Origin of the sequence: Geomonas subterranea, assembly GCF_019063845.1 — a bacterium.
GTDB classification, from domain to species: Bacteria; Desulfobacterota; Desulfuromonadia; order Geobacterales; family Geobacteraceae; genus Geomonas; species Geomonas subterranea.
The window spans coordinates 2,543,756-2,558,000 of record NZ_CP077683.1 but is presented as its reverse complement, the minus strand read 5'-3'; the positions used below and the strand labels follow the sequence as shown (position 1 = coordinate 2,558,000).

Annotated in this window: 7 protein-coding genes and 1 pseudogene; all 8 read left to right on the top strand. The window is 63.8% G+C overall.

Annotated features, from left to right (window positions below):
• Nucleotides 1–93 precede the first annotated feature (93 nt).
• Nucleotides 94–1,905, top strand: a complete 1,812-nt coding sequence (locus tag KP001_RS11090; RefSeq protein WP_217285710.1) for a transporter substrate-binding domain-containing protein — start codon at nt 94–96, stop codon at nt 1,903–1,905.
• Nucleotides 1,902–3,307 (top strand): annotated as a pseudogene (locus KP001_RS11085) (sigma-54-dependent transcriptional regulator). Before KP001_RS11090 ends, KP001_RS11085 begins: the two are co-directional and overlap by 4 nt.
• 395 nt (nt 3,308–3,702) lie before the next feature.
• Entirely contained in the window at nt 3,703–5,019 is a 1,317-nt protein-coding gene (locus KP001_RS11080; protein WP_217285709.1) for a dicarboxylate/amino acid:cation symporter, read from the top strand.
• Between the two features lie 314 nt (nt 5,020–5,333).
• Nucleotides 5,334–7,583, top strand: coding sequence for an NADP-dependent malic enzyme (locus tag KP001_RS11075; RefSeq protein WP_217285708.1), 2,250 nt, complete (start codon nt 5,334–5,336; stop codon nt 7,581–7,583).
• Nucleotides 7,584–8,077: 494 nt separating this feature from the next.
• Complete coding sequence (gene sucC, locus KP001_RS11070) at nt 8,078–9,247, top strand: ADP-forming succinate--CoA ligase subunit beta (RefSeq protein WP_217285707.1); 1,170 nt, start codon at nt 8,078–8,080, stop codon at nt 9,245–9,247.
• Between the two features lie 11 nt (nt 9,248–9,258).
• Nucleotides 9,259–10,134, top strand: a complete 876-nt coding sequence (sucD, locus tag KP001_RS11065; RefSeq protein WP_217285706.1) for a succinate--CoA ligase subunit alpha — start codon at nt 9,259–9,261, stop codon at nt 10,132–10,134.
• A 40-nt stretch (nt 10,135–10,174) separates the two neighbouring features.
• Nucleotides 10,175–10,336 (top strand): DUF6290 family protein, encoded by a 162-nt coding sequence (locus KP001_RS11060; RefSeq protein WP_217285705.1) that lies wholly within the window; start codon nt 10,175–10,177, stop codon nt 10,334–10,336.
• 51 nt (nt 10,337–10,387) lie between these two features.
• Nucleotides 10,388–13,972: a pyruvate:ferredoxin (flavodoxin) oxidoreductase gene (gene nifJ / locus KP001_RS11055; protein WP_217285704.1), complete on the top strand. Its 3,585-nt coding sequence runs from the start codon at nt 10,388–10,390 to the stop codon at nt 13,970–13,972.
• Nucleotides 13,973–14,245: the final 273 nt, after the last annotated feature.

Genomic DNA, 14,245 nt, shown 5'->3' with positions numbered 1-14,245 from the left:
GACTTGAGTGCTTCATGCGTGCGATAGTGTGATGGGCCTCCCTTTAGCCGACCGGCAGCGGTGAGCCCGCATCCCAGCTTTAAGGACGGAGCAGTGGTCCAGCGCGCCTTGACAGGCAAAACGCAATCCTTCGGCATAAGGTTTCTTCGCCTTACCCAGGCTCTCCCCGGCATCACCCTCCTGGCCCTGTTCCTGCTGCTGGTCCCCCTGTGCCTTGCTGCATCGGCCGACTTCATACCGGAGCCTGCGCACCAGGGGCCACCCGCCACCGTCGTGGTGGGAGGGGACCGCGCCTATCCCCCCTACGAATTCATCGACAAGGACGGCAACCCCGCCGGCTACAACGTGGACCTGACCCGTGCCATCGCCGAGGTGATGGGGATGAAGGTCCGCTTCCGGTTTGGCAACTGGTCCGAGGTGCGCGCCGGGCTCCAGGACGGCAGCATCGACATCCTGCAGGGGCTCTCCTATTCGGCGCAGCGCCTGAACTCGGTCGAGTTCTCGCCTCCGCACACCATCGTGCATCATGCCATCTTCGCACGGCGCGACGCCAGACCGGTCAAGAGCCTGGAGGAGCTGCGCGGCAAGAAGGTGCTCGTTTTCCAGGACGGCATCATGCACGAGCGCCTGAAGCAGCTGGGGTTCGCCAAGGACCTGGTGCTCACCCCGACGCCGGCCGAGGCGCTCCGCCTGCTCGCCTCGGGGCAGGGGGACTATGCGGTGGTGGCGCAGCTCCCCGGCATCTACCTGATCCGGGAGCTGCGCCTCTCCAACCTGGTTCCTGTGGCCAAGGCCGTGGTGAGCGAGCAGTACTGCTACGCGGTGCAACGCGGCGACAAGGAACTGCTGTCCCGCTTCAACGAGGGGCTCGCCATCGTCATCAAGACCGGCCAGTACGCCCAGATCTACAACCGCTGGCTCGGGGTGAACGATCCCCCCAGGGTCACCAGGGAACTCGCGCTCAAGTACGGGGCCATGATCCTGGTTCCCCTTTTGATCGTGCTGGCCGTGTTCGCGCTCTGGTCGAAGACGCTGCACAAGCGGGTGGCGGAGCGGACCACGGCGCTGGCGCAGGAGGTGGCCGAGCGCAACAAGGCGCTGGAGGCGCTGAAGCGTCACCAGGACAAGCTGATCCAGGCCGACAAGATGACCTCGCTGGGAACCCTGGTGTCCGGCGTGGCGCACGAGATCAACAACCCCAACGGCCTGCTCCTTTTGGACATCCCGGTGCTCAAAAGGGTGCATGACGACGCGGAGGAGATACTGGAGGCGCATTACCACGAGCACGGCGACTTCATGCTCGGCGGGGTGCCCTACTCGGAGATGAGGGACGAGATCCCGCGCATCCTGGACGAGATGCAGGACGGCGCCCAGCGCATCAAGCGCATCGTGAACGACCTCAAGGATTTCGCCCGCAAGGACATGGGGAACAAGTCGCTCATCGACCTGGACGCGGTGACGAGGACCGCGCTGCGCCTGGTGGATCCGACCATCCGTTCCTGTACCAACCACTTCGAGGCCGTCTTCCACGGCTCGCTGCCAAAGATCCTGGGCAACGGTCAGCGCATCGAGCAGGTCATCGTCAACCTGGTCCTGAACGCCTGCCAGGCGCTCCCCGACCGCGACCGTGGGGTGTTGGTCCGGACCAGTCACGACGCCGTCCTCGGGCAGGTGCTGCTTCAAGTCACCGACCAGGGGGTGGGAGTGGCCGAGGAGCACCTCCCCTACCTGCTCGACCCCTTCTTCACCACCAAGCGGGAGAGCGGGGGCACCGGCCTCGGCCTCTCCGTGTCGGCGGGGATCGTCAAGGAACACGGCGGAACCCTGCAGTTCCAGTCCACCCCGGGGGCGGGCACCACGGTGACCCTTTCCTTTCCCGTCCCCGACAGGAGTTCGGCATCATGAAAAAAAGTCTCTACCCCGCCTTCAGCATCCTGCTGGTCGATGACGAGCCCGCCTGGCTCAAGTCGTTCGCGCTCACCCTGAAGAGCTGCGCCGGGATCAACAACATCGTCACCTGTCAGGAAAGCCGCGAGGTGATGGGGATGCTGGACCAGGGGGGGATCGGCCTCGTGCTCTTGGACCTCACCATGCCGCAGCCGTGCGGCGAAACGCTGTTGCAGCAGATCGGCGAAAGCCACCCCGGCATCATGACCATCATCGTGAGCGGTCTGAACCAGCTGGAGACGGCGGTGCGCTGCATGAAGCTTGGGGCCTTCGACTACATCGTCAAGACCGACGAGGAGGACCGCCTGGTGGGTGGCGTGCTGAGGGCGGTCCGGATTCTCGAGCTGCAGCAGGAGTTCCGCACCATGTCGGACCGGATGCTGTCGCGGGAGTTGAAGCACCCGGAGGCGTTCGTTGACATCGTCACCGCCGATCCGCGCATGCACGATCTGTTCAACTACGTGGAGGCTGTCTCTCCGAGCCACCAGCCGTTATTGATCACCGGGGAGAGCGGTGTGGGGAAGGAACTGGTGGCCCGCGCCGTGCACGCGCTGAGCGGCTGTTCGGGGCCGCTGGTGGCCGTGAACGTGGCGGGACTGGACGATACCGTGTTCGCCGACACGCTCTTTGGCCACGTGCGCGGCGCCTACACCGGCGCTGACCAGGCGCGGCCGGGCATGATCGAGCAGGCAGGGAACGGGACGCTGTTTCTGGACGAGATCGGGGACCTCAGCATCGCGTCGCAGGTGAAGCTGCTGCGCCTGCTGCAGGAGGGTGAGTACTTCCCGCTGGGCGGGGACCGCCCCAAGCGGATGAACGCGCGCATCGTGGTGGCGACGCACCGCGACCTGGCGGCCAGGGAGGCGGCGGGGCAGTTCCGGCGCGACCTCTACTACCGTCTCTGCACCCACCGGATCAACATACCGCCGCTCAGGGACAGGACGGGGATATCCCCCTGCTGCTCGACTACTTCCTGAACGAGGCCGCCAAGTCGCTGGGGAAGAAGAAGCCGACCCCGCCCAAGGAACTGGCCCAGGTGCTGGCCACCTACAGCTTCCCCGGCAACGTGCGCGAGCTGCGCGGCATGGTCTACAACGCGGTCAGCCTGCACAAGGAGCGCATCCTTTCCATGGAAAGCTTTTTGAAGGCGATAGGGCAAAGCCGTGATGCGGCACCGCTTCCCTCCAAAAGTCAAAACCCGTTTGCGACCTTCGAGCGCCTCCCCACCTTTGTCGAGGCCGCCGAACTCCTGGTGGAAGAGGCGATCGCCCGCGCCAACGGTGTCCAGGCCATCGCGGCACGACTTTTGGGCATCTCCGCGCCGGCGCTCAACAAGCGTCTCAAGATGTCGCGCAAGTAGTTCCGGCGGGCGGGAAGGCCACTCTTCCCGCCCAGACCCGGGAAATTTTTTTACTCCTTTTGCCCCCCAACCCCAATCCCGGCCGCGCCGATCCTCCTCCGGAATGGCAATGGTCTTAACCTGGGTTAACTCCTTAACCATGGTTAAGCCCTCCATCCTGCCGTAAACAAGCCGCTTTCCCGATTGCAACAACAAAGGTGTTTCCTTTGGTTAATACCTTTGGATGCTCCTCTTCGTCGTAAAACAACATTTTTAACCCTATTTACAGCCACTTACATCCGTATACAGACAGTTGGTATTCGTCTTGCTGATATGAGGTGTCAAACAGTGTTATCGGCTAATGCCTTGCCGGATCTATATTCCAGGTTCACACGAGCCACGTAAAAGGAGAGACCATGAAAAGCAAGAAGTTCTACCAGGTTCTGTACTTCCAGGTGCTGCTGGCGATTTCTATCGGCGTCGCGCTGGGTTACTACCTGCCCGACACCGGAGCCGCCATGAAGCCGTTGGGCGATGGCTTCATCAAGATGATCAAGATGATCATCACCCCGGTGATCTTCTGTACCGTGGTTACCGGCATCGCCGGCATGGACGATATGAAGAAGGTCGGCCGCGTCGGCGGCAAGGCGCTGCTCTACTTCGAACTGGTATCCACCCTGGCCCTGGGGATCGGCCTGTTGGTCATCAACGTGATCCAGCCCGGCGTCGGCATGAACGCGGATGTGACCAAGCTCGATACCAAGGGGCTCGCCACCTACACCGCGACCGCGGCCAAGTCCCACAGCTTCGCCGACTTCGCCCTGAGCATCATCCCGTCCAGCGTCGTCGACGCGTTCGCCAAGGGGGAGATCCTGCAGGTGCTCTTCTTCGCCATCCTCTTCGGCCTGGCCCTTTCCGCGCTGGGCGAGAAGGGAAAGCCGGTCTACAAGTTCATCGACGACGTCTCCCACGCCCTGTTCGGGGTGGTCAACCTGATCATGAAGTTCGCACCGATCGGCGCCTTCGGCGCCATGGCCTTCACCATCGGCAAGTTCGGGCTGGGGTCGCTTGCCAAGCTCGGCATGCTCATGGGCAGCTTCTACCTCACCTGCCTGATCTTCATATTCGTTGTCCTCGGCACCATCTGCAAGATCTGCGGCTTCAACATCTTCAAGTTCATCTCGTACATCAAGGAAGAGCTCCTCATCGTTCTCGGGACTTCCTCCTCCGAATCGGCGCTGCCGCGCATGATGGCCAAGCTTGAAAACCTGGGCTGCACCAAGTCGGTGGTCGGCATGGTTATCCCGACCGGCTACTCCTTCAACCTGGACGGCACCTCCATCTACCTGACCATGGCGGCCATCTTCGTGGCGCAGGCCACCAACACGCCGCTCACCATGACCCAGACCATCACCATCCTGGGGGTTCTCATGCTCACCTCCAAGGGTGCCGCCGGCGTCACCGGCAGCGGTTTCGTCACGCTCGCCGCGACCTTCGCCGCCATCCCCACCATCCCGGTCGCGGGGCTCGCACTGATCCTCGGGATCGATCGCTTCATGTCGGAAGCGCGCGCCCTCACCAACCTGGTCGGCAACGGGGTCGCCACCGTGGTCGTGTCCCGCTGGGAGAACGAGCTCGACATGGAACGCATGCACCGCGTGTTGAACAACCAGAATGTCGAGGAAGAGGAACCCGAAATGGGGCTACTGGAGCCGGAGCCGGAAGAGGCGTAAGGCGCAGGGGGTTGCGCAAGATGCCCGCCCAATCCGGATCTGTTTGCTCCCCTCCCTTGACGGGAGGGGGCCGGGGGGGGGTGAAGCCGCAAAGTGCAGAGATGATGGCACCTTCCCCACCCCCTTCCCCTCCGCAAGGGGAGGGGGGCACCGGATGCCCCTCCCGCAAGGGGAGGGGGGAGCGGCTTGGCGCGAACAGCGGCATCTAACATCTTTGCCCCGCGAGGGGCTTTTCGAGAGAGGGCTAGCACCGCCGTTGCTGCTGCCCTCTTTTTTTGAACCAAAAATCGGCAGCAAAGAGGAGGAGCACATAGATGAGCAAGAAACTGGGAGCCCTCGACTACCACTCAAACGGTAGAAAAGGGAAGATCGAAGTCATCGCCACCAAACCGTGCCAGACCGCGGCGGACCTGTCGCTTGCCTATTCACCCGGTGTCGCGGAGCCCTGCCTCGCCATCCAGCAGAACCCTGATGACGCCTACAAGTACACCGCCAAGGGGAACCTGGTGGCGGTGGTTTCCAACGGCACCGCGGTCCTTGGCCTTGGCAACCTGGGCGCGCTTGCCGGCAAGCCGGTCATGGAAGGGAAAGGGATCCTCTTCAAGCGCTTCGCCGACATCGACGTGTTCGACATCGAGTTGAACACCGAGAACCCGGACGAAATCATCAAGGCGGTCCAGCTCCTGGAGCCGACCTTCGGCGGCATCAACCTGGAGGACATCAAGGCGCCCGAGTGCTTCTACATCGAGGAAGAGCTCAAAAAGACCATGAACATCCCGGTCTTCCACGACGACCAGCACGGCACCGCCATCATCTCCTCGGCGGCGCTTCTGAACGCGCTGCAACTCGTCGGCAAGAAGATCGAGGACATCAGGATCGTCGTGAACGGCGCCGGCGCCTCGGCCAACTCCTGCGCGAAGCTCGCCATCGCCCTGGGGGTCAAGCCCAACAACATGATCATGTGCGACACCAAGGGGGTCATCTACAAGGGGCGAGTGGAAGGGATGAACAAGTACAAGGAACTCTTCGCCGCCGATACCCCGTTCCGCACCCTGGAGGAGGCGGCCCACGGCGCCGACGTCCTGTTCGGCCTCTCCGTCAAGGGGGCCTTCACCCCCGAGATGGTGCGCTCCATGGCGCCCAACCCGATCATCTTCGCCATGGCGAACCCCGATCCGGAGATCTCCCCGGAGGAAGCGCACGCGGTGCGCGGCGACGTGATCATCGCCACCGGCAGAAGCGACTATCCGAACCAGGTGAACAACGTGCTCGGTTTCCCCTTCATATTCCGCGGGGCGCTGGACGTCCGTGCGACCGCCATCAACGAGGAGATGAAGCTCGCCGCGGTGCACGCGCTGGCGCGGCTCGCCCAGGAAGAGGTGCCGGACTCGGTCTCCAAGGCGTACGGCAACGAGAAGTTCACCTTCGGCCCGAACTACATCATCCCGAAACCGTTCGACCCGCGTGTCCTCCTGCACGTGGCCCCGGCCATCGCCCAGGCCGCCATGGAGAGCGGCGTGGCGCGCCAGCCCATCGAGGACATGGCGAAGTACATCGAGCAGCTCGAGTGCTCGCAGGGTCGCTCCAAGGAGATCATGCGCAGCATCATCAACAAGGCGAAGAGCGACCCGAAGAAGGTCGTCTTCCCCGAGGGTGACAACGAGAAGATCCTGCGCGCGGCCCAGACCCTGGTGGAAGAGGGGATCGCCCAGCCGATCCTCGTGGGGGACCGCAAGAAGATCCAGCAGAAGATGGACGACCTGAACCTCGACCTCGACGTCCCCATCGTCGACCCGACCGAGAGTGAGCACACCGAGGAGTACGCCGAAGAGCTGTACAGGTTGCGCCAGAGAAAGGGGATCACCAGCTCCGAGAGCAGCCGCATCATGCGCAGGAAATCCAGGACCCACTTCGGTACCATGATGGTGCACAAGGGACATGCCGACGCCCTCCTGGGCGGCATCGACACGCACTATCCCGAAACCATCCGTCCCGCGCTGGAGGTGCTCGGCAAGCAGGCGGGGCTTTCCAGCGTCCACGGCCTGTACATGATGGTGTTCAAGAAGGGGGTCTACTTCCTGGCGGACACCACGGTGACCATCGATCCGACCGCGGAGGAGCTGGCGGAGACCGCCATCCTCGCCGCCGAGAAGGTCGCCATGCTCGACGTGGAACCGAGGATCGCCATGCTCTCCTTCTCCAACTTCGGCTCGGTGGAGCACCCGCACGCGAGCAAGGTGAAGCGTGCCGTGGAGCTGGTCAAGGAGCGGGCACCGCACCTGGTCATCGAAGGTGAGATGCAGGCGGATACCGCCGTGGTCCCCGAGTTGCTCGACGGCTTCACCTTCTCGAAACTGAAGGCGCCGGCCAACGTCCTGATTTTCCCGGACCTCAACTCCGGCAACATCTGCTACAAGCTCCTGCGCCGCCTGGGGGGAGCCGAGGCGATCGGCCCGATCCTCATGGGGATGAACAAGCCGGTGCACGTGATGCAGCGGGGAGACGATGTGAATGACATCGTCAACATGGCCGCCATCGCCGTTGTCGACGCTCAAAACCCGTAGCAGTCGTTTCGCCTAACCGATCCCCCGTCCCCTCCGCCGAGGAGGGGCGGGGAATTTTTTTGCGCCGAAGCGGCGGTTCGTTTACAGTGTGTTCTATTTTGAGTTTTTGATGTTTGGCGGTTGTCGTGCATCCGGATATGGCTGTATTACAATGTAACCAAATAACGTTGCCTGCGGTGTTCTACTGCAGCGGCTTCCCACTTTCCTACCCGCCTCGTCTTCCGGTTTCCCGGTGTAAATGTCGATAATTCAAACATTCGTTCGGTATCATTTTCGTGCGTCAGTGAATTTATGATCGGCTTGTATCGTGGAGTATATTCGGTCTTACCAATTTTTTTATGCGGAGATTATAAAAGTGTTTGCCAAAAATGTATCATGGGAGTATATGAGTGTTGTGCGGCGTTGACCCCTGAAATCCGGCCAAAATAAAACAAGAAAAGGTTAATGTTGTGCACTTGGCGGCTTTACTAAAACAAAGGCTTTAAGGAGGGAAAATGAACGTCCACGAGTACCAGGCCAAAGCGATCCTGAGAAAATTCGGCGTGCCGGTCCCCGACGGCCACGTCTGCTACAACGGCGCGAGCGCCAGGGAATGGGCCAAGCGTCTGGGCGAGGGGCCCTGGGTGGTGAAGGCGCAGATCCATGCCGGCGGGCGCGGCAAGGGGGGGGGCGTCAAGCTGGCCCGGTCTTCCAGCGAGGTGCAGATGATCGCCCGCGACATGCTGGGGATGACCGTGAGGACGCACCAGACCGGGCCGGAAGGCAAGGTCGTGCACCGTGTGCTGGTGGAGAACGGCTGCAACATCGCCAACGAGCTCTACGTTAGCCTCCTGGTGGACCGCGGCACCTCCCGCGTGACGGTGATGGCCTCCACCGAAGGAGGCATGGACATCGAGGAGGTGGCGGCCAACACCCCGGAGAAGATCGTTACCGAGGCGGTCGACCCCCTGGTCGGGCTCACCCAGTTCCAGTGCCGCAAGATCGCCTTCAGCCTGGGACTCAAGGGGAAGCTGACCGGCAAGGCGGTCAAGGTCCTCACCAACCTCTACGCCACCTTCATCGCCTGCGACTGTTCTCTCCTCGAGATCAACCCGCTGGTGGTCACCGCGGAGGGGGAGCTGATCGCCCTGGACGCGAAGTTCGGCTTCGACGACAACGCCCTCTTCCGGCACCTGCAGATCGGCGACATGCGCGACTTCGACGAGGAGGACCCGAACGAGATCGAGGCCTCCCAGCACGACCTCTCCTACATCTCGCTTAACGGCAACATCGGCTGCCTGGTGAACGGCGCCGGGCTCGCCATGGCCACCATGGACATCATCAAGCACTACGGCGGCGACCCGGCCAACTTCCTGGACGTCGGCGGCGGGGCCACCATCGAGCGCGTCACCGAGGCTTTCAAGATCATCCTCTCGGACAAGAACGTGAAGGGGATCCTGGTCAACATCTTCGGCGGCATCATGAAGTGCGACGTGATCGCCACCGGCGTCATCGAGGCGGCGCGCCAGGTCGGGATCCAGGTTCCGCTGGTGGTGCGCCTCGAGGGGACCAACGTGGAGCTGGGCAAGAAGCTTCTGGCCGAGAGCGGCCTCAACATAGTAGCCGCCGACGGCATGGCCGACGGGGCGCAGAAGATCGTGGCCGCCGTCGCGGCTGCCGCCTAGGGAGGGACGCCATGAGCATACTGATCGGCAAGGATACCAGGGTCATCACGCAGGGGATCACCGGCGCGACCGGCCTCTTCCACGCGCAGGGCGCCCGCGAGTACGGCACGCAGATGGTGGGCGGGGTGACCCCCGGCAAGGGGGGGACGGTGATCGACGGCTTCCCGGTCTACGACACCGTCGCCGAGGCCGTGCACGCGACCGGCGCCACCGCGAGCGTCATCTACGTCCCGCCGCCGTTCGCCGCCGACTCCATCATGGAGGCGGTGGACGCCGGCATCGAACTCGTCTGCTGCATCACCGAGGGGATTCCGGTCCTCGACATGGTCAAGGTTAAGCAGTACCTGGTGGGCAAGAAGACCCGGCTGGTCGGCCCCAACTGCCCGGGCGTGATTACCCCCGGCGAGTGCAAGATCGGCATCATGCCCGGCTACATCCACAAGCCCGGCAAGATCGGCGTCGTTTCCCGTTCCGGCACGCTCACCTACGAGGCGGTGTGGCAGCTGACCTGCATCGGCCTCGGCCAGTCAACCTGCGTCGGCATCGGCGGCGACCCGGTGAACGGCACCAGCCACATCGACTGCCTGCGCCTGTTCGAGGAAGACCCGGACACCGAGGCGGTGATCATGATCGGCGAGATCGGCGGCAGCGCCGAGGAGGAGGCCGCGCGCTTCGTCAAGGAGAACATGACCAAGCCCGTTGCGGCCTATATCGCAGGTGTCACCGCTCCCCCGGGCAAGAGGATGGGGCACGCCGGCGCCATCATCTCCGGCGGCAAGGGGACCGCGACCGAGAAGGTTGCGGTGCTGAAGGAGTGCGGCATCAGCGTCGCGGCGACCCCGGCCGAGATGGCCCAGGCGCTGCTCAAGGTCTACCAACCGAAATAAAGATAAAGAGCGCCACGGGGATGTGGCGGCGGAGGCCCCGATGAAAAAGAAAGATAACGCACGCTATCACGTACTCTCGGTGCGGGTGAGCCGCGAGGAGCGCGAGACCATCGAGAAGATATCCAAAGAGGTCAACATGAAGGTGTCCGACCTGATGCGGGAGGCCCTGCAGGACATGGTCCCCTGGCAGAGCGCGTCGTAGCCCGGCGGGGTGCACCAGAATTCACGTATGTAAGTCAAGAGGAGCGAGAGCATGAGCAGAAAAATGGTAACCATAGACGGCAACACCGCGGCCGCCCACGTGGCCCACGCCACCAACGAGGTGATCGCGATCTACCCGATCACCCCGTCCTCGGTGATGGGGGAGATCTCCGACGCGAAGAGCGCGGCGGGGGAGAAGAACATCTGGGGGACGGTGCCGCTGGTCTCCGAGCTGCAGTCCGAGGGTGGCGCGGCCGGGGCGGTGCACGGCGCGCTGCAGGCGGGGGCGCTCACCACGACCTTCACCGCGAGCCAGGGGCTTTTGCTGATGATCCCCAACATGTACAAGATCGCCGGCGAGCTCACCTCCACCGTGTTCCACGTCTCGGCGCGGGCCATCGCCACCCAGGCGCTGTCCATCTTCGGCGACCATTCCGACGTCATGTCCTGCCGCGCCACCGGCTGGGCCATGCTCTGTTCCAACAACGTGCAGGAGGTGATGGACTTCGCCCTGATCGCCCAGGCGGCCACCCTGCGCTCCCGCATCCCGTTCCTGCACTTTTTCGACGGCTTCCGCACCTCCCACGAGGTGCAGAAGGTGGAGGCGCTCTCCCGCGACGACATGCGCGCCATGATCGACAACGAGCTGGTCAACGCGCACCGCGCCCGCTGCCTCACCCCGGACCGGCCGGTCTTGCGCGGTAGTGCCCAAAACCCGGACGTCTACTTCCAGGGGCGCGAGACGGTCAACCGGTTCTACCCGGCGACGATCGAGATCGTGGAAAAGGAGATGGAGAAGTTCGCGGCACTCACCGGGCGCAGGTATGGCGTGGTGGAGTATGCCGGTGCGCCGGACGCCGAGCGGGTCATCGTCATCATGGGCTCGGGCGCCGACACGGTGCAGGAGAGCGTGGTGGCCCTGAACGCGCGGGGGGAGAAGGTGGGGGTGGTGAAAATCCACCTGTACCGTCCCTTTCCACTTGAGGCCTTCGTCAAGGCGCTCCCCGCATCGGTGCGCCGCATCGCGGTGCTGGACCGCACCAAGGAGCCCGGCGCCTTGGGCGAGCCGCTCTACCTTGACGTGCGCACCGCGATCGGCGAGGGGATGGCGGCCGGCCTCAGCAACTTCGTCGGCTACCCGGTCATCGTCGGCGGGCGCTACGGTCTGGGCTCCAAGGAGTTCACCCCGGCCATGGCCAAGGCGGTGTTTGACAACCTGAAGGAGAACCAGCCGAAAAGCAACTTCGTGGTCGGCATCAACGACGACGTGACCGGCGCAAGCCTCGACTACGACAGCTCCTTCAGGACCGCGATGGAAGGGACCTACGAGGCGATGTTCTTCGGCCTGGGCTCGGACGGCACCGTGGGGGCCAACAAGAACTCCATCAAGATCATCGGCGAGGCGACCGACAACTACGCCCAGGCCTACTTCGTCTACGACTCCAAGAAGGCGGGGACCATCACCACCTCCCACCTGCGCTTCGGCAAGAAGCCGATCAACGCGCCGTACCTGATCGACAACGCCGACTTCGTCGCCTGCCACAACTTCACCTTCCTGGAGAAGTACGACATGCTGGGCAAGGCGAAGCCGGGTGCGACCTTCCTGCTCTGCTCCCCGTTCGACCACGAAGAGGTCTGGGACAAGATGCCGGTCGAGGTGCAAAAGCAGATCATCGACAAGAAGCTCAAGGTCTACACCATAAACGCCATCAAGCTCGCCGAGGAGCTTGGCCTTGGCGCCCGCATCAACGTGATCATGCAGACCGCCTTCTTCAAGATCTCCGGGATCATCCCGCTCGAGAGTGCCATCGCCGAGATCAAGGGGGCCATCAAGAAGAGCTACGGCAAGGCGGGGGAGAAGGTGGTGGCCATGAACAACGCCGCCGTCGACCAGGCGCTTTTGAACATCCACGAGGTGGCCGTCCCGGCGTCACCGTCCAGCGGCATCACTATGCCGCCGCCGGTCGGGGCGGGCGCGCCGCACTTCGTGAAGGAGGTCACCGGCCGCATCATCGCCGGCTTCGGCGACGACCTTCCGGTCTCCGCCATGCCCATCGACGGCACCTTCCCGACCGCGACCTCGCAGTACGAGAAGCGCAACATCGCGGTGGAGATCCCGGTCTGGGACGAGAAGCTCTGCATCCAGTGCGCCATCTGCTCCTTCGTCTGCCCGCACGCCGCCATCCGGGTCAAGGCCTACCCGGCCGAGGCGCTTTCCGGGGCACCCGCGGGGTTCAAGTGCGCCGACTCCAAGATGGCGGAGCTGAAGGAGCACAAGGTGACCTTCCAGGTCGCCCCGGAGGATTGCACCGGCTGCGGTGCCTGCGCCCACAACTGCCCGGCGAAGGACAAGGAGAACCCGGGGCACAAGGCGCTGGACATGCGGTTCCAGCCCCCCTTGCGTGCCGCCGAGGCCGCCAACTACCACTTCTTCCTGGGGCTTCCCGACCTCGATCCGGCGCTGGTGAAGCTGGACACCCTGCGCGGCAGCCAGCTGGTGCGCCCCCTGTTCGAGTACTCCGGCGCCTGCGCTGGCTGCGGCGAGACACCGTACCTGAAGCTTCTCTCCCAGCTCTTCGGGGACCGGGCGCTCATCGCCAACGCCACCGGCTGCACCTCGATCTACGGCGGCAACCTCCCCACAACACCGTGGGCGAAACGTGCCGACGGGCGCGGCCCGGCCTGGTCCAACTCGCTCTTCGAGGACAACGCTGAGTTCGGCTACGGCATGAGGCTCGCGGTGGACAAGTTCAACCAGGCGGCACGGGAGCTCCTGGAGCAGCTCATCGGCAGCGGCTGCGGCAGCTGTGTCGCCATCGCCCCGCTGATGCGGGAGATCCTCGACGCCGGTCAGTCCGGTCAGGCCGCCATTGAAGCGCAGCGCGCCCGGGTGGCCAGGCTCAAGGATGCGCTCGCCAACTGCGACGAGGAGGCCGCGGCGCAGCTTCTCCCCATCGCGGATTACCTGGTGCAGAAATCGGTCTGGTGCGTGGGGGGCGACGGCTGGGCCTACGACATCGGCTACGGCGGCCTGGACCACGTCATCGCCTCGGGGAAGAACGTGAACATCCTGGTGCTCGACACCGAGGTCTATTCCAACACCGGCGGGCAGGCATCCAAATCGACCCCGATCGGCGCGGTGGCACAGTTCGCCGCCGGCGGCAAGTCCATGGCCAAGAAGGACCTCGGGATGATGGCGATGGCCTACGGTCACGTCTACGTCGCGTCGGTTTCCCTTGCCAACCCGGGACAGGTGGTCAAGGCCTTCATCGAGGCCGAGGCCCACGACGGTCCCTCGCTGATCATCGCCTACTCACACTGCATCGCCCACGGCATCGACATGACCCGCGGCGTGGACGAGCAGAAAAAGGCGGTCTCCTCGGGCTATTGGCCGCTGTACCGCTACAACCCGGCACTCTCCGCACAAGGCAAAAACCCGCTGCAGTTGGACAGCAAGGCGCCCACCACCAGCTTCGAGGAGTACGCGGGGGGGGAGAACCGCTACAAGGTGCTCAGGAAGATGAACCCCGAGGCGGCCGACCAGTTGATGCAGAAGGCGAGCGCCTGGGCCGCGGACCGTTTCGACTACTACACGAAACTCGCGGCGCTCAGCTTCGGTGAGGAAGGGAAAAAGTAGCGGCAACCGGCCGGCTGGGAAAGATAGGCGTCCCGGAACCTCGGACGAAAGCAGTCCCCGCGTCCCCCCCCTCCCTTGACGGGAGGGGGCCGGGGTGGGCGAAGCCGCAAGTACGGCGATGACGCGCGCTCCCCCTCCCACTAATCCCCGCACGCAAGGGGGGAGGGGAGACAAGGGCAATCCTTCACAGATTACAGGACAAGACAACCAAATGGGCCGGGGGAAGTTCCCCGGCCCTTTCTCGTTCCGGCGCCTGCGCCGCAGCGGGTAAGG

What these genes read in the sequence shown, in the direction of transcription:
- KP001_RS11080 (WP_217285709.1), top strand. Translation starts at nt 3,703, where the DNA reads ATGAAAAGCAAGAAGTTCTACCAGGTTCTGTACTTCCAGGTGCTGCTG.
- KP001_RS11075 (WP_217285708.1), top strand. Translation starts at nt 5,334, where the DNA reads ATGAGCAAGAAACTGGGAGCCCTCGACTACCACTCAAACGGTAGAAAA.
- sucC (WP_217285707.1), top strand. Translation starts at nt 8,078, where the DNA reads ATGAACGTCCACGAGTACCAGGCCAAAGCGATCCTGAGAAAATTCGGC.
- sucD (WP_217285706.1), top strand. Translation starts at nt 9,259, where the DNA reads ATGAGCATACTGATCGGCAAGGATACCAGGGTCATCACGCAGGGGATC.
- KP001_RS11060 (WP_217285705.1), top strand. Translation starts at nt 10,175, where the DNA reads ATGAAAAAGAAAGATAACGCACGCTATCACGTACTCTCGGTGCGGGTG.
- nifJ (WP_217285704.1), top strand. Translation starts at nt 10,388, where the DNA reads ATGAGCAGAAAAATGGTAACCATAGACGGCAACACCGCGGCCGCCCAC.